General features: G+C 36.8%; 16 protein-coding genes and 1 riboswitch. Of the genes, 8 read left to right on the plus strand and 8 right to left on the minus strand.

Annotated features, from left to right (window positions below; genetic code table 11):
• Positions 1-38: 38 nt before the first annotated feature.
• Positions 39-1,229 (minus strand): glycine C-acetyltransferase, encoded by a 1,191-nt coding sequence (locus M3189_RS08130; RefSeq protein WP_251633351.1) that lies wholly within the window; start codon positions 1,227-1,229, stop codon positions 39-41.
• A gap of 267 nt (positions 1,230-1,496) precedes the next feature.
• Here M3189_RS08130 and M3189_RS08135 point away from each other — a divergent pair, with 267 nt between their 5' ends.
• The 3 genes from M3189_RS08135 (at position 1,497) to M3189_RS08145 (ending at position 4,176) form a co-directional block, all read left to right on the plus strand.
• On the plus strand, positions 1,497-1,784 hold the full coding sequence (locus tag M3189_RS08135) for a hypothetical protein (protein WP_251633352.1): 288 nt from the start codon (positions 1,497-1,499) through the stop codon (positions 1,782-1,784).
• 272 nt (positions 1,785-2,056) lie between these two features.
• A riboswitch (purine riboswitch) is annotated at positions 2,057-2,158 on the plus strand.
• 114 nt (positions 2,159-2,272) lie between these two features.
• Positions 2,273-2,866, plus strand: a complete 594-nt coding sequence (locus M3189_RS08140; protein WP_251633353.1) for a xanthine phosphoribosyltransferase — start codon at positions 2,273-2,275, stop codon at positions 2,864-2,866.
• Positions 2,866-4,176 (plus strand): nucleobase:cation symporter-2 family protein, encoded by a 1,311-nt coding sequence (locus tag M3189_RS08145; protein ID WP_251633354.1) that lies wholly within the window; start codon positions 2,866-2,868, stop codon positions 4,174-4,176. The genes M3189_RS08140 and M3189_RS08145 overlap by 1 nt, the downstream gene beginning before the upstream one ends.
• Positions 4,177-4,227: 51 nt before the next feature.
• On the opposite strand, the gene M3189_RS08150 is transcribed toward M3189_RS08145, so the two are convergent.
• From M3189_RS08150 to M3189_RS08175, 6 genes are all read right to left on the minus strand, one after another.
• The gene (locus M3189_RS08150; RefSeq protein WP_251633355.1) at positions 4,228-5,352 is read right to left on the minus strand and encodes a Ger(x)C family spore germination protein; all 1,125 of its coding nucleotides are present in this window, start codon (positions 5,350-5,352) and stop codon (positions 4,228-4,230) included.
• A complete protein-coding gene (locus tag M3189_RS08155; protein WP_251633356.1) occupies positions 5,349-6,461 on the minus strand; it encodes a GerAB/ArcD/ProY family transporter in 1,113 nt (370 codons plus the stop codon). The genes M3189_RS08150 and M3189_RS08155 overlap by 4 nt, the downstream gene beginning before the upstream one ends.
• An 11-nt stretch (positions 6,462-6,472) precedes the next feature.
• Complete coding sequence (locus tag M3189_RS08160) at positions 6,473-7,990, minus strand: spore germination protein (RefSeq protein ID WP_251633357.1); 1,518 nt, start codon at positions 7,988-7,990, stop codon at positions 6,473-6,475.
• Positions 7,991-8,096: 106 nt separating this feature from the next.
• A complete protein-coding gene (locus M3189_RS08165) occupies positions 8,097-8,300 on the minus strand; it encodes a spore germination protein (protein WP_251633358.1) in 204 nt (67 codons plus the stop codon).
• Between the two features lie 122 nt (positions 8,301-8,422).
• Complete coding sequence (locus M3189_RS08170) at positions 8,423-8,563, minus strand: hypothetical protein (protein WP_251633359.1); 141 nt, start codon at positions 8,561-8,563, stop codon at positions 8,423-8,425.
• Positions 8,564-8,672: 109 nt separating this feature from the next.
• Complete coding sequence (locus M3189_RS08175; protein WP_251633360.1) at positions 8,673-9,194, minus strand: methylated-DNA--[protein]-cysteine S-methyltransferase; 522 nt, start codon at positions 9,192-9,194, stop codon at positions 8,673-8,675.
• A 73-nt stretch (positions 9,195-9,267) separates the two neighbouring features.
• Here M3189_RS08175 and M3189_RS08180 point away from each other — a divergent pair, with 73 nt between their 5' ends.
• Complete coding sequence (locus M3189_RS08180; protein WP_353057404.1) at positions 9,268-10,188, plus strand: DNA-3-methyladenine glycosylase 2; 921 nt, start codon at positions 9,268-9,270, stop codon at positions 10,186-10,188.
• 62 nt (positions 10,189-10,250) lie between these two features.
• Positions 10,251-11,294 carry a DUF3231 family protein gene (locus M3189_RS08185; RefSeq protein WP_251633361.1) on the plus strand — a complete coding sequence of 348 codons (1,044 nt, stop codon included), beginning with the start codon at positions 10,251-10,253 and terminating at the stop codon, positions 11,292-11,294.
• A gap of 37 nt (positions 11,295-11,331) precedes the next feature.
• Here M3189_RS08185 and M3189_RS08190 read toward each other — a convergent pair whose 3' ends face one another.
• Positions 11,332-11,685, minus strand: coding sequence for a VOC family protein (locus M3189_RS08190; protein ID WP_251633362.1), 354 nt, complete (start codon positions 11,683-11,685; stop codon positions 11,332-11,334).
• Positions 11,686-12,059: 374 nt separating this feature from the next.
• Between M3189_RS08190 and M3189_RS08195 the strand changes: the two genes are divergently transcribed.
• From M3189_RS08195 to M3189_RS08205, 3 genes are read left to right on the plus strand one after another with little or no spacing between them, the layout of a single operon-like run.
• A complete protein-coding gene (locus M3189_RS08195) occupies positions 12,060-12,968 on the plus strand; it encodes a putative selenate ABC transporter substrate-binding protein (RefSeq protein ID WP_251633363.1) in 909 nt (302 codons plus the stop codon).
• Between the two features lie 13 nt (positions 12,969-12,981).
• On the plus strand, positions 12,982-13,743 hold the full coding sequence (locus M3189_RS08200; protein WP_251633364.1) for a phosphonate ABC transporter ATP-binding protein: 762 nt from the start codon (positions 12,982-12,984) through the stop codon (positions 13,741-13,743).
• On the plus strand, positions 13,736-15,373 hold the full coding sequence (locus M3189_RS08205; protein ID WP_251633365.1) for a PhnE/PtxC family ABC transporter permease: 1,638 nt from the start codon (positions 13,736-13,738) through the stop codon (positions 15,371-15,373). The genes M3189_RS08200 and M3189_RS08205 overlap by 8 nt, the downstream gene beginning before the upstream one ends.
• The last annotated feature ends 231 nt before the right edge of the window (positions 15,374-15,604 follow it).

Here is a 15,604-nt window from a genome sequence, read left to right on the forward strand (position 1 = left end):
TATGTCATAATGTCTCACCCACTTAAGGGTTTCTATGATTAAATAATGCCCATTTCCTTGCCGACTTTCTCATAGATAGCAATGGCTTCATCAAGCATTTCTTTCGTATGTGCAGCTGTTGGCATATTACGAACACGTCCTGTTCCCTTCGGCACTGTAGGGAATACAATCGCCTTAGCATAAACTCCCTCTTCATTTAAACGTTTGCTGAATTGCTGCGTTAATGCTTCGTCACCAATAATACATGGTGTAATCGGTGTCTCACTGTTTCCAATATTAAAGCCTAATTCCTTTAATCCTTTTTTTAGATAATCTCCATTTTCCCACAGCTTTTTGTTAAGCTCGGTGCTTTCCATTAAGATTTCAATGGACTTTTTGCTAGCTGCTACATCTGCGGGTGTTAAAGATGTAGAGAATAGGAATGGACGACTGCGAACCTTTAACCAGTCAATTAAATTCTTCTTCCCTGCAACATAACCGCCAACTACACCAATAGCTTTTGAAAGAGTTCCGATTTGGAAATCAATCTTATCAGACAAGCCGAAATGCTTAACAGTACCTGCTCCATCCCCAAGGACACCTGATCCATGTGCATCGTCTACATATGTAATCAGGTCGAATTCTTCAGCAATTTTTACGATTTCTGGTAGTAATGCAATATCCCCATCCATTGAGAAAACGCCATCGGTAATCACCATGATTTTATTGTATTGCCCAGATTCCTTCGCTTCCTTCGCCTTTGCCCGTAGATCTTCCATATCCGAATGGTTTACACGTATAATCTTCGCTCTTGATAAGCGACAACCGTCAATAATAGAAGCGTGGTTCAATTCATCGGATAAAATCGCATCATTTTTATCCATTACAGCTGAAATAGCTGCCATATTACAATTGAAGCCTGATTGGTAAGCGATTGCTGCTTCTGTATGTTTGAATTCTGCTAACTTCTCTTCCAGCTCAACATGTAGTTTTAACGTTCCGTTAATGGTACGAACAGCTCCAGCTCCTACGCCGAAATTTTCAATTGCCTCCGCGGCTGCTTGCTTCAAACGTTTATCTGTTGCTAATCCTAAGTAGTTATTAGAAGAAAGATTGACTAATTGTTTGCCATTTATTGTAATCATTGGGCCGTTTGGACTTTCTAATGGATCGATGACATTGTATAGACCTTTACCTTTTAAATCTTCAAGGTTTTCGTTTAAAAATTGCTCTAAAATAGTACTAGACATATATATTCCTCCTTATATTGTCGCTAATAGAAAAACAATTGTCCGTCTCAGGCGGACAGTTAGATGTTCGATAATTACCAGTATAAAAGGATTTCTACAATATACTTTATCACGTTTTTAATGAAATGTGCATACCTAGAGGACATTCGGTGTAAAAAAATTTTCACTTTTAGGTTAACCAATTCGAAATCAGGTTATTTTTCAAATGGAGGAAAAAAGGTATAATGGAAGGCATATTCTTGTTTCACCAAAGAAAGGATGTACCACGTGGAGTTATTGTCGTCATTTATTTACACAATTACGGTTGGCGGTGTTTTTGTCGTCATTTTTATTTATCTTAATGATTTGCTTTTTGGAGAGAAACAACAAAAACAAATTCTTAAAATTCAAAAATACTACCGTCAAGAAAATATCATAAAAATAGAGCTGCTAGAGCAGCAACCGAAAAAATACACCTTATATCAGGTGAAAACAGATAAGGAAACAATGCGTGTGAAAATAAAGCCAGGCTATAAAGTGGTTAAAATGGTAAAGAAAAAAGAACCTTCCCAGTAAGATTGGGATAGGTTCTATTTCGTTATTTTATAGTTAATCGGCAAAATTTAGAAGAATTCAGGTTAACTTTTACTTTGTGTTTGAATTTTCTGAATGGATTGCCTATTTAAAGAGTAACTGAATATGATTGGTTATTCGATCATAGAATGAAGCCTTTTATAATAATGAATAAAGCGTTTTCCTGACACGAACAATGAGGTTTAAAAAATCATAATCGTTCGTCTTTTGTTAAAAAATAATTGCTTTCCTCTCACACCATGTTATAATGTGTGTATAAATTCATAGGTTTCACTCATATAATCGCAGGGATATGGCCTGCAAGTTTCTACCGGATTGCCGTTAACAATCCGACTATGAGTGGGTAATGAAGTAACGCTATTTTTCGGCGTTCCATTATTGGTCTAATAAGCCCAAATGTCATTGCCTCACTCAAATTTGATGTGAGCAATGGCGTTTGGGCTTTTTTATTTTTTCTTAGGGGGATAAACATGAGATTATTAGAAGAAAAGATTAAATTGGATGGTAGAGTCCTTAGTGACAATGTATTAAAGGTGGATTCGTTTTTAAATCACCAAATTGATCCTCAATTAATGAATGAACTTGGAAAAGAATTTGCACAGCGATTTGCAGCTGAAGGAATTACGAAGATTGTTACGATTGAGTCTTCTGGCATTGCCCCTGCTGTAATGACTGGATTATATATGAATGTTCCTGTTATTTTTGCTAGAAAAAGAAAATCACTCACTTTAACGGATGACCTTTTGACAGCAAGTGTTCATTCTTTTACAAAAAATGAAACGAGTGAACTTGCGATTGCAAGAAAGTATATAAACGAAAGTGATAAGGTCCTGATTATCGATGACTTCCTTGCTAACGGCCAAGCAGCTCTCGCCTTGGTAGAAATGGTCAATCAAGCAAATGCTGATGTTGCTGGGATCGGTATTGTCATTGAAAAGTCCTTTCAGCCAGGTGCTCAGAAATTGAAAGAGAATGGATTACGAGTTGAATCATTAGCAAGAATCGCCTCTCTATCAAATGGCGAAGTTACGTTTATTAAAGAGAATATGGAGGAATTGGTCTAATGAAACAACATCCATTCAAAATCGCATCTTTAGGTGTTCAACATGTGTTAGCGATGTATGCAGGAGCTGTCATCGTCCCTCTTATCGTCGGTGGCGCTTTGAATCTTACTGGAGAACAATTAACCTATTTAGTCTCGATTGATATTTTGATGTGCGGGATTGCTACAATCCTACAAGTTTGGCAGAATCGCTTTTTCGGTATTGGACTGCCGATTGTTTTAGGATGTACGTTTACTGCAGTTGGCCCAATGATTGCTATTGGCGGAGAATACGGTGTTTCAGCCATTTATGGTTCGATTCTAGTCTCAGGTTTAATTGTTGTCTTGATTGCCAGTTTCTTTAGTAAGTTAATCAAATTCTTCCCTCCTGTTGTTACAGGTTCTGTTGTTACCATCATTGGCATTACCCTTATTCCAGTTGCGATGAATAATATCGCAGGCGGACAAGGAAGTCCTGATTTTGGAAGTCTTTCAAATATCAGTTTAGCTTTTGGGACTTTATTATTTATCATTCTTCTCTATCGTTTTACAAAAGGATTTATTCGTTCTGTTGCGATTCTCCTAGGTCTAGCGGGTGGAACAATTGTAGCAGCATTAATGGGTAAGGTTGATTTTGCAGCTGTTGGTGATGCCTCATGGTTTCATATGGTAAAGCCTTTTTATTTTGGTACTCCTACCTTTGAATGGACTCCGATTATTACGATGACCCTTGTTGCAATTGTAAGTTTAGTAGAATCTACAGGTGTCTACTTCGCACTAAGTGATATTACCGGAAGAAAGCTTAAGGAAACTGATTTAGCAAAAGGTTATCGTGCCGAAGGACTTGCGATTATGTTAGGTGCGTTGTTCAATGCATTCCCATATACAACCTACTCTCAAAACGTAGGTCTCGTACAACTTTCCGGTGTAAAAACCAAAAATGTCATCTACACAATGGGTACAATGTTAATTATCTTAGGTTTCGTTCCTAAAATCGGTGCTTTAACGACCGTCATTCCTACCCCTGTTTTAGGCGGTGCGATGGTGGCTATGTTTGGAATGGTTATTGCTTATGGAATTAAAATGCTAAGTAAAGTAGAATTTGCTTCTCAAGAAAATCTGTTAATTATCGCATGTTCTGTGGGAATGGGTCTTGGGGTTACTGCGGTTCCTGATCTATTTGTACAGCTTCCTGAAAGTGTGAAAATTCTTACCAATAATGGGATTGTTGCTGGTAGCTTAACAGCGATTTTCTTAAATATTGTGTTTAATGTTACGAAGCCTGTAAAGCAAAACCAAACTTCCAAAACAAGCAGTCCTGGTGCTGCATAATAAGAATAAAAAAAGCTGCCAGAGGTTCAAAAATGAACCTGGCAGCTTTTTTCATTCATTGAGTCCCGTTCTTATGACACTAAAATCAACTTTTACATTTACTTTAGCATTTTTATACATTTTGTACCATTTTTCATCCGTAAGGTTTGAGTGTCGGACAGAGCTTCTATAGGTTTCTCCAAGGCCAAACACGTCTGAATTTTTTGATTGACAATAGGCAATGAGTTTTTCAATATTTTTTTTCATACTCTTCTCTATTTCGGTTTCAATCAACTTCATATTTTGGGGATTCCCAATATCAATCGGGCTAGTTATTTCAAGTAATCTGGCGCTAAGTTTTATATCCATATTAAATTCTGGTTTATCTTTGTTTATCAGCTTGATGTTTTTACGGCTCTGGATTGAATCTAGAGCTGCGACTGTTTTGTGACTTCTTTCATTCCCTTCCTTCAATTTCGGGGAATCACTTTTGATTAAAATATCCTTACTCCCAGACTTGTATTTATCATTTATTAAGCCTAAATAAAAGCTTTGTTCTGTATTAATTTTGCCAACCAATTTAGCTCCTTTAAAAATGGCAACCCCTGAAAAAAGAACTCCCTTCCTACCATTTTTACTTATTATCGGCATGACTGGCTCTCTTCCTACTGTGAAATGGGCATGTAAAACCTCTTGCATGGTTGAAGAAGGCATCGTTTTAGCCTTAGTGTTTTGTTCCATGAATCTGAAAATATGTAATCCAATATCAGGAATATGCTCGACCTGGAGATTTAACAAATCCCTTGCCTTCCCGTCAGTCATCGCTAAGTATGTCAAATCACTAATAATCGGATCACTCGTTAACGTTTGTGCTATTTTTGTTTTTCCTTGTGTTAGCAAGTCTTCTCCGTATATGATAACTCGAAGCTGACCCGAAGTTAATCTCCTGGAGGTTGTTTTATTTGCATTGGTAAGAATTCCCCTAATCGTCAGCGACTGTGATTCCACAATAACAACATCTTTAGATGTATTAGGATCAATCTTTAACTCAACCGCAGTTCCTAATATATATCCATTTTTACCTAAGTCATATCCAACAGTTGTATTAAGACCTAATTTGTCTAGAATTTTAGGCTCCGCACAGCCGCAAAGTAGTAAAATGGATAAGGAAATACAAAACCATCCTTCTTTTTTCATTTCTTTTTCTCCTTATAGGCTTTTATCTTCTGCTTTAGTAGAGCGAAGGCATAAAGAACAAAAGGATAACAAAATATAAAATAAAAAGCTACGCTAGCAAAGATATCGTTAAAACGATTGATTTTTAATCGTGTATTAATAAACAGACTCATTACAAAAATACATGTTGTAAAAACCAATAAAACTCTTATCGTCTTTAGTCCAAATGTGCGTCTAATACCACGTACTGCTGCCCACATATAAAGCATTAGATTGGGGAGAATGATAAGCAGCCAAAAAGTTACAGCAACATACTCTGTTCTTTCTATAAAGGGGAGCCTAACAATTTTGAATAGAGAAAGAGTTGGCCAAATGGTACTTTCCAATTGTCCAGGACTAAAATAGATAAGGGCTACAAGCATAAGGATTAAATACAACATTGTGGTTGCAGCGATTCCTATTTGAGCATATTTTTGAACCTTATCCTTTTTTTCCATATATGGATAAATAACATAAAGAATTTCGAAGCCTACAGTAGTTAGTGACATTTTATGTGCTCCCTTTAATATGGAAACAAAATTGGATTCCATTACGGGCAGAAGGTGATCATAGTCCGCAAAACGTAGAGGATAGCCAATGAATCCAAACATCCAAAGGGAAAGAATTATGCTAAAAAAACCAACTCCAACGATCATTCGAATTCCGCCAGTTACCCCATAAATGACTAATAATAAAATCGAAAATGAAAACAACCAGACAGGTACGGTTGGAAAAACCCAAGTTTGCAGGACCTCAATATAGTTTTTAAGAATGATTAAAAAAACCCATAAACAATACAGGATATATAAACTGCTAAATACCTTTCCAAGCCATTTTCCATATACTTCATGCTGTATGCCATATATATCGGTTGATCCGTATAACTGTAAAGTTTTAATCATAACAAAAACCACAATATGTGTGGCAAAACCTGCAATCAAAACCGAAATCCAAGCATCCTGCTTCGCTTCCAGAAAGATAACCCTTTGAAATCCGTGTATCCCAATCCCAACTTGGTTAGCATGAATAATAAAAATTATCAAAAAGGTACTTAACAAAAATGGAGATTTTGGTTGATACTGAACCTTCATACGGTCACCTACTACTTAAGGTCATTTTTTTCTTTAGCTTTTTTAGGGTCATATTTGTTTTCGTTTCCAGTTCTCGTTAGGTCTGGTCTTTTATAAGTGAATGATAATGGCAGCCGAATAATACTGTCCTTCCAATCTGCAAAACGCGGAGGATAAAAAGGTGATAAATAAGGGCTCCCAAGGCTCGATTGCCGTAACAGGTGCAGAAGTAAAAAGCAAAAACCGTACATAATTCCGTAAAGCCCCCAAAATCCAGCCAATATAATGAGCGGAAATCTCAATACTCTAATGACGTTGCCCATTGAATAACTCGGTGTAACAAAAGATCCAAGAGCGGCTAAGGCTATGATGATAATGAGAATGTTGCTCGTAAACCCTGCGTCTACTGCTGCTGTTCCAATCACTATTCCTCCAACAATACCCATTGTTTGACCCACTTTGGTCGGCAATCTTGCGCCGGCCTCTCGTAATAGTTCTAGAAAAAATTCTAATAATAAAGCTTCAATAATGGGAGGAAATGGGACCCTTGCCCTTGACTCGCTAAGGGTTAACAACAAAGTTTGCGGAATGACTTCATAATGAAAGGTGATACAAGCAACATAAGTTGCGGTAAGGAATACGGAAAAAAATAAAGCGATTAATCTTAATAATCGGTAGAATGTTCCAATTTGCCAATTCACATTACTATCTTCCATGGCATAAAAGAATTCCATAAATGTGTGAGGGCAAATAATAGCCAATGAACTGCCATCAAACAATACTGCCAGTTTCCCTTTTAACAGCAAATCACAAACTTTATCCGGACGCTCTGTTAACGACATTAACGGAAAAATCGATAAAGATTTATCTTCGATAAGCTGCATAAGTACTGAACTATCTAGAATTCCATCAATTTTTATCTCATCGATTCTTTGTCTTAGCGTGTTGACCATTTGTTCAGAGGCAATCCCACTCATATACAGAATGGCACCAGATTTATTCGTGCGGCTACCTATCACAAAATCTTCTACACATAGATCTGAATCTTTAATGTAATTTCGGATAAGGGAGATATTTGTCATTAAGCTTTCATTAAAGGCTATTTGAGGACCAATAACGTGAGACTCATTCTCCGCAAATGTTAATGAACGTCCAACTCTGGAAGGGATTTTTGCTAAAAGAACGGAGGTTTCTCCCTCTAAATAAATGATTACATTTCCGTCTAGAGCAGATTTGACCACCATTTCCATCTGATTTGACTTTTCAATCTCACCAACTGATAAATGCTCCATAACGGTTTGAATGGAATTAAAAGATAGGTCTTTTATTGGATCAATAATATCTTGGTGAAACATGGTTTTATCTATTAATGTACCTATGGAGAATATGGTAATCCCTGAACTTCCTATTTCATTCTCTAAAATATCAGCACTATTCTGAAGTCTAGCTTTAAACTCAGAGGACATTTTTTCTCTTGTTTCTGGAATAGGATCCTGGTTCTTAGGTTGTGAATCCTTTATGGGTGATAGCAGCTTTTTTTTAAAGAACAATTTCAGAACCCCCTATTCGATATAGATATTTGCTTAATGTATTATTTACCATTAAGACCTCTTTATACCACTGTGTTTTTTACAAAAAAATAAAGCAATGCTTATATTAGCATCGCTTAGGAAATTTCATGATTGGCTCATTTTCAGAATCCATATCTGAACTCATATCAGAATCGAGGCTTGTGTTGTTTTCGCCAGAGCCACCGATGGTTTTGGTAATGGAAATAGGCGAAATGTAAACAGCTCCACCAAAGTTAACAATGCCGCCAGAAATGGTTCCAATTGAAACATTATTATGATTCGTGACCATAGTAACCCCTCCTTGGTGTTATAGTATAATATGTCTTTTTCTTGTATGCGTTCGTCATATACAAAATGAAAGAGCCCATATAGATGAGGCTCTTTTGGTAGGTACGTATTGATTTTTTCTTACTAAAAAAAGGATTTAAACATTTCTTGGTGATCGTTGCATTCCTTGCAAATGTATTCAATTTCTAATGGATCTTCTCTCACCATATGTACAGTTTCTCTGCTGCAATTTTCACAATATCTAACTTCTTGGATCTGTTCCATGAAATAGGCACCTCTTTTTCTTGGGTCATAAAAATAGTATGTCCAAGAATATCATGCCTTTTTCATCTAACCCTAATCCAAATTTTTGTGGTTCATTACCCTTACTTATTTAACATGATGGATTTCTGTTCTCTTTTTCTATTTTTAAAAGCTGTTCCTTCATCACCAATCCACCACGAAAGCCTGTAAGTTTACCGTTCTTCCCAATAACTCGATGACACGGTACAGTTAAGAGGACTGGATTTGCCCCAATTGCACTTCCAACAGCACGGACTGCTGAAGGTCGTTGAATGGCATTTGCAATATCGGAATATGTCCACGTTTCTCCGTATGGGATTTTACAAAGTGCATTCCAAACCGCAGTCTGAAAATCTGTTCCCTTTAATTCTTGGGAAATGGTAAAAGAATTACGCACACCTTGAAAAAATTCTATAAACTCAGCGACATATGGCTCCATCACTTTATCATCCTGGATCAGTGAACTTCCAGGATAATGTTTGTTGACCCATACTTCCAATTCCTCAAAAGGTTTATCCTGCGAACCAACATAACAGAGTCCCTTAGAAGTTGCAGCCATATATAATTTCCAGTTTTCATAAACCAACTGCGTCCAAAATAGTTTAGATTTCATCTTAACCTCTCCATTCCTCTTTACTATCTATGGTATAACTTTATTATGACATTGAAAAGAGAGGATTTTACTGGTGATCCAATCATGGGAGCATTCCAAGGATGAATTAAAACTGTCATTACCAAAAGAATTCAATTTTAATGAAAATATGAATTATCTAGCAAGGAGCAGTAACGAGTGCCTCTTTCACATCCAAAATAATCGTGTTAGTAGAGCGATTCAAATGGGAGAAGAAATACTTATTATTGAAGTTAGTTCTCAAGATAACCTCCATTTAAATATACGATATCTGGGAGAGAATAAGCCGAACACCGCAGCGATTCATGCTGAAGTCGCTTGTTATGTTAGCGAGTGGTTTGATTTAGATAGAGATTTACATCCCTTTTATACCATGGCAAAAGAGGATCCATTGCTTGGTTCAGCTGTTGATGCCTTTTATGGACTGCGGATGATTGGAATTCCTGATTTATTTGAAGCTCTTTGCTGGGGCATTTTAGGGCAGCAAATTAACCTATCCTTTGCCTATACCTTAAAAAGGCGTCTAGTTGAAAAATTCGGCCGGAGTGTTGTCCATAAAGACGTCATCTATTGGCTATTCCCTTCACCAAAGGATATAGCGTCACTATCACCTACTGAATTAGATGGCTTACGGATGACAAAAAAGAAAGCTGAATATCTCATTGGGGTTGCGGAGTTAATGGTCCAAGGAACATTAACAAAGGATTCATTAGTAAAAGAAGGAAGTCATCAGCAAGCCGAGAAAACGTTAGTCAAAATACGAGGAATTGGTCCCTGGACTGCAAACTATGTGTTAATGCGATGTTTAAGGTACCCTAGTGCTTTTCCTATCGATGATGTTGGGCTGCACAATGCGATTAAACATCGGCTGGGTAAAGAAATAAAACCCACCAAAGATGAAATTATGAAATTAGCAACAAATTGGACAAATTGGGAATCGTACGCAACCTTTTATTTATGGAGATTTCTTTACTGAAACGAATAGATTTACATTGGATGAAAAAACTAGGAGAAACGACGGTAAGGAGAATTTATCATATGAAAACGATAAAGCCAATAAAGATTACCTCAAGGGTTAATGAAGTACCAGAGGAAAAATTAACCTCAGCTGAAATGGGTAAACTTTGGGCTATTTATATGGGAAATACGATGTCCAAATGTGTTCTTAGTTATTTCCTCCAGCATGTTAAGGACAGGGAAATTAAAGAAATTGTCCAACATGCTTTACATATCGGAGAAGGATTAATAACAGACATAAAAGTGATTTTTAATCATGATCATTTCCCTATACCATATGGCTTTACAGAAGAAGATGTAAACCTAGGCGCACCAAGATTATTTGCGGATGAATTTTATCTTCATTACTTAAAATATGCTGCGAAAGCGGGGCTCAGCCTATACTCTACCGCTATTCCCTTAATGATAAGAAATGATGTCAGTGAGTTTATTGTAAAATGTAATGTTTTGACAACAGAGTTGTTGCTTACACTAAATAAAGCGTTAAAGGATAAAGGGGTTTTAACTAAACCACCAGTTATACCCATTCCTGAAAGGGTGGATTTTGTACAGAAAGAAAGTTATTTTAATGGGTTTTTAGGTCATGTTCGCCCCTTACATGGGTTAGAAATTGCCCATTTATTCGATAATATTGAAAATAATGCAACGAGCAAAGCATTATTAATTGGCTTTGGGCAGGTAGCAAAAACTGAAAAAGTTAGAGACTTTATGCATCGTGGAAAAGAGATAACCATGAAGCATCTTGAAGCATGCAGGCAGCATTTACACAAAGAAGATTTACCTGCACATCCATTAATGGATGACCTGGTTGAAAATTCTACATTTGCTCCCTTTTCAGATAAACTCATGTTGTTTCATAAAATTGATATGTTTAGCATGAAAATCAGATCTTATGCCAATGCAGCATCACTAAATGGAAGACATGATTTGGGTGCCATGTACGCTAAATTTTTTATGGATATAGGGCTTTATGTACAAGACGGTGCCAAAATATTTATTGATGAAGGCTGGATGGAGAAACCGCCCCAAGCAGTTGATCGTGATTCATTGTCCTCCAAAAATTGAAAAGAATGAGCATAAATGCTGCTCATTCTTTTTGAACTTATTTTTCCCAAAGCTCAATCCATCTGCCATCTGGATCAGCAATCCATGTAAAGGTCCCAAACTCACTCTTTTCTGTTTCCTTCAGTAAGGGAATGCCTAGTTTTTCTAGGTGTACTAAACATTGCTCCATATTTTCAATTTGAAAATTTAACATAACAGGTTGTTCTGCTGGAAAATAATCACTATCCTCGTTAAAAAATGAAAAGATTGTTTTACTTCCTGTATCAGGTTGAATCATGGTACCATTCCATTCGTTATCCATCGAAATTCCTAATACTTCAGTGTACCACTTCTTTAATTCTTTGATATTCTTTGTTCTCCAAAATACACCGCCAACACCTATTATTTTCATAAACTCACCTCATTTATTTGTATATCCCTTTTTATTCTATTAATACACCTCAAATACCTGTATCTCCCAATTTGATTTTTAGATTCCCCTTTACTTATACTCTTTTTCTATTCAAAAGTTTGGAATGTCGAAGAATAGTCACAAATGATAAACGCATAAAACATTCCCATCTCCCGTAGTTGATGTGGGAGATTTCTTTATTTTTAAGGTTTTAACACTATTATCCTATTGTTTACCTATTGATAATATAGATTAATTTCTATTTGGATAATAGATAAAATGAATTTAATAGCATGAATCAATTCTTTATAATCAAGTAGGCAAGGACATACTTACAGTGATAAAACGACGAAATAGTTGAGGTGGATAGTTTTATGAAGAAATGGTTATCTGGTATTATTTTATTTATGCTTGTTCTTTCAATGGCAGCATGTGGTCAAACTGAAGATAAAGCAACTGAAGAAAAAGAAGGAAATAAAGAAACTAAAACAGAGGAAGTATTTAGAATTGGTGCGATTCCCGATCAAAATGCAGCCTTCCTTCAAACAGGAATGGAAGCTGTTGCAAAGCAGTTAAGCGAAGAAACAGGTATGAAAGTAGAATTCGTACCATCTGTTGATTACGCAGCACTCGTTACAGGTTTCCAACGTGGTGAAATACATTTAGCATGGTTTGGCGGTTTAACAAGCGTGCAGGCAAGAAACCTTGTACCTGATGCAGAATCAATTGTTCAACGACCACGTGACGCTGAGTTCAAATCCGTATTCATTACCCAAGAAGGCTCAGGTATACAAACATTAGCAGATTTAAAAGGTAAATCCTTCACATTTGGCAGTGAAAGCTCTACATCAGGACATTTAATGCCCCGTTTTTTCTTATCTGAAGAAGGCATTGATGCAAATACTGACTTTAATGGAAAGCCTAATTTCTCTGGCTCTCATGATACAACGTACAAGTTAATCGAATCAGGTTCCTTCCAAGCTGGTGCATTGAACATCTCCGTTTGGGAAGCAGCAGTTAAAGAAGGCAAAGTAGATACGAATAAAGTAAAAGTATTCTATACTACTCCTGATTATTATGACTATAACTGGACAATCAATAGCAATGTGGAAGAAGTGTTTGGTAGTGATGCAAAGCAAAAAGTTAAAGAATCATTACTTTCTATGCCTGGCGACACGACCGAAATTGCTGATTTATTCCAAACAGACAAGTTTATTGAAACAAAAAATGAGAACTATGAAAAGATTGAAAAGGTTGCAAAAGAATTAGAGATTATTAAGTAGTAGGTGTTGTTACATGTCATCCAAAACGATGATTGAAGCAAAAAATATATCAAAACATTTTGAGCGGAAGATAGCCTTATCTTCCCTTTCTTTTTCTATTTCACAAGGTGAATTGGTGGCCATAATTGGACCAAGCGGAGCCGGAAAAACGACCTTATTGAATTCGATTGCCGGTCTTGTATCTCTTGAGGACGGTGATCTCCTTATTGACAGTAAACCGCTCAAGGAATACAAACGGGGTAAACGGTTTGCGAGGAAAATAGGTGTCATTCGACAGCAGTTCGATCTAATTGGTCCTCTTGCTGTTATTCATAATGTCCTGGCTGGTAAATTATCAGAGTGGAGTCTTTTCAAATCGTTATTTTCTCTTCTCGTCCCTCAAGATAAAGAAACAGCTTTAACAGCACTTGAAAGAGTCGGTTTAGAGAATAAACCTTACGAAATAACAGCTACTCTTTCAGGCGGTGAACAACAGCGTGTCGCAATGGCAAGATTAATGGTACAAAACCCAGAAATCATTCTTGCAGATGAACCCGTAGCCTCTCTCGATCCTGCAAGGGCAGATGATGTGCTGAGCATGCTGACAGCAATCGTTATTGAGAAAAATCAAACATTACTTGCCAGTCTCCATTCAGTAGAATACGCCAAGAGATACTTTACGAGAATCATTGCTCTCAAAAATGGTAAACTGTTTTTTGATTTACCGACAGAAGATGTAACACATGAAATATTAAATGAATTATATCAACTAAAGGAGCAGGGTTCAGATGAATAAGCTAATCCCTTCCCTTGGTTTGCATAAAAGATTCATTCTTACTATACTCTTGATTGCGGTTTTCGTTTGGAGCCTTACCTCTATTCAATGGAATTCAGAGCTTTACCATGCTGGCGGGATTCCTACGATGCTGCAAATATTTGAAGGGTTAATCCAGCCAAACTTAGATTCTGAACTTTTATTAGTTGGATTGGAATCGGCTTGGATTACACTAGCGTATGCAGTTGCTGGGATGTCGCTAGCGATTGTTTATGCGTTTATTGTTGGTGTTTTAGCCTCTGGAACACTAACTTCCAGCAAATTTTCGCGTATTATCTCTAAAGTGTTCTTTCGAGGTATTTTAGGCTTTACTCGTTCGATTCATGAATTAATTTGGGCATGGCTTTTTGTGGCAGCAGTTGGATTATCCCCCTATGCCGCTATCCTGGCACTTGCGATTCCTTATGGTGGGATTTTAGGACGGATTTTTGCAGATATGTTAAATGATGTTCCAGGGCAGCCTATACTTGCATTAAAATCTGCAGGCTCCTCGCGCCTGCAAACACTTATCTATGGGTATCTTCCATTGATTTGGTCCGATTTTATTAGTTATACAATGTACCGCTTTGAGTGCGCCATTCGTTCCTCAGCAATTATGAGCTTTGTTGGTCTAGGTGGACTAGGCTTTCAAATCCAATTAGCACTTGCAGATTTGAAGTATGATTCCGTTTGGACATTTATCTTTTTCCTAATCGCCCTCGTGATTTTTGTTGATGGTTGGAGTAATTTCGTTCGAAAAGGATTAACAGAGCATAAACGTAGGAAAGGAATGAATTCAGGGTGGCTCTCTGTCCTCTTTGCACTTCTCTTAATTGCCGCTTCCTGGTTTTATATCACATTGAGTGAAAAAGCTAATCTAGGAGAATTATTATCAGAGAAAAACCTTGAATATGCTAGTAAGTTTTTCGGTGGACTTCTAGGAATTAATCAAGAAAACCCAGCATTCCTTAATGGAGAAAGCTGGGCATTAGCGTTGAAGCTGACCATGGAGACTCTAGAAATGAGTGTCATGGCTATCGGATTTGCAACGATTGTCGCTTTCATTACCGTTATTCCAGCGGCTAGAAACATAGCAAATGGAAGTCTCACGTTGCAAAAAAATTGGTATAACAGAATTCTTTACGGTGTAATTCGCCTATTTTATATCTTTTCAAGATCTGTTCCAGAATTAGTTTGGGCAATGATGATTATTTTCATATTTAAACCTGGTATCTTACCAGGAGCCTTAGCCCTCGCACTTCACAACTTTGGAATTCTCGGTAAACTCTGGGCAGAGGTTGTCGAAGATATGGATCCAAGACCTATCCGAAACCTAGCAACCGCTGGAGCTTCAAAAATAGAAATCTTATTTTATGGAATTCTTCCGATAGTACTGCCTAGATTTCTCACCTATATTCTCTATCGATGGGAAGTAATTATGAGAACGACCATTGTCGTTGGATTTGTAGGCGCTGGAGGTCTGGGAATGGAGTTTAAACTTGCCATGAGTTATTTTGATTATACTCAAATTACCTTATTGTTACTTTGTTATATGATTCTCGTCATAATTGCGGATTTTGCATCGGAAACAACTCGAAAAGCTGTTAAATAAAGCACAAGTCCTTTTAGGCTTGTGCTATTTTTTTGTGTTTTCTCCTGCTAACTATCTGCTAGTAATTGCTAGCTAGATGCTACCTGAAAGATAATGTGTTTAATGGATTCTTAATGGCTGTTCTGCAAAATTAAATGAAATAAAAAATTGAAATACTTGTATTGGATTCATGTTTTCTATTATCCTAAGCATAGCACCAAAAATTTAATCAATAGTATACATATGGATTTG

The organism is Neobacillus niacini, from assembly GCF_023715415.1.
Taxonomy (GTDB): Bacteria; Bacillota; Bacilli; order Bacillales; family Cytobacillaceae; genus Neobacillus; species Neobacillus niacini_C.

What these genes read in the sequence shown, in the direction of transcription:
- M3189_RS08165 (WP_251633358.1), bottom strand. Translation starts at nt 8,300, where the DNA reads ATGGTCACGAATCATAATAATGTTTCAATTGGAACCATTTCTGGCGGC.
- M3189_RS08200 (WP_251633364.1), top strand. Translation starts at nt 12,982, where the DNA reads ATGTCATCCAAAACGATGATTGAAGCAAAAAATATATCAAAACATTTT.
- M3189_RS08185 (WP_251633361.1), top strand. Translation starts at nt 10,251, where the DNA reads ATGAAAACGATAAAGCCAATAAAGATTACCTCAAGGGTTAATGAAGTA.
- M3189_RS08205 (WP_251633365.1), top strand. Translation starts at nt 13,736, where the DNA reads ATGAATAAGCTAATCCCTTCCCTTGGTTTGCATAAAAGATTCATTCTT.
- M3189_RS08170 (WP_251633359.1), bottom strand. Translation starts at nt 8,563, where the DNA reads ATGGAACAGATCCAAGAAGTTAGATATTGTGAAAATTGCAGCAGAGAA.
- M3189_RS08175 (WP_251633360.1), bottom strand. Translation starts at nt 9,194, where the DNA reads ATGAAATCTAAACTATTTTGGACGCAGTTGGTTTATGAAAACTGGAAA.
- M3189_RS08195 (WP_251633363.1), top strand. Translation starts at nt 12,060, where the DNA reads ATGAAGAAATGGTTATCTGGTATTATTTTATTTATGCTTGTTCTTTCA.
- M3189_RS08140 (WP_251633353.1), top strand. Translation starts at nt 2,273, where the DNA reads ATGAGATTATTAGAAGAAAAGATTAAATTGGATGGTAGAGTCCTTAGT.
- M3189_RS08155 (WP_251633356.1), bottom strand. Translation starts at nt 6,461, where the DNA reads ATGAAGGTTCAGTATCAACCAAAATCTCCATTTTTGTTAAGTACCTTT.
- M3189_RS08145 (WP_251633354.1), top strand. Translation starts at nt 2,866, where the DNA reads ATGAAACAACATCCATTCAAAATCGCATCTTTAGGTGTTCAACATGTG.
- M3189_RS08190 (WP_251633362.1), bottom strand. Translation starts at nt 11,685, where the DNA reads ATGAAAATAATAGGTGTTGGCGGTGTATTTTGGAGAACAAAGAATATC.
- M3189_RS08130 (WP_251633351.1), bottom strand. Translation starts at nt 1,229, where the DNA reads ATGTCTAGTACTATTTTAGAGCAATTTTTAAACGAAAACCTTGAAGAT.
- M3189_RS08150 (WP_251633355.1), bottom strand. Translation starts at nt 5,352, where the DNA reads ATGAAAAAAGAAGGATGGTTTTGTATTTCCTTATCCATTTTACTACTT.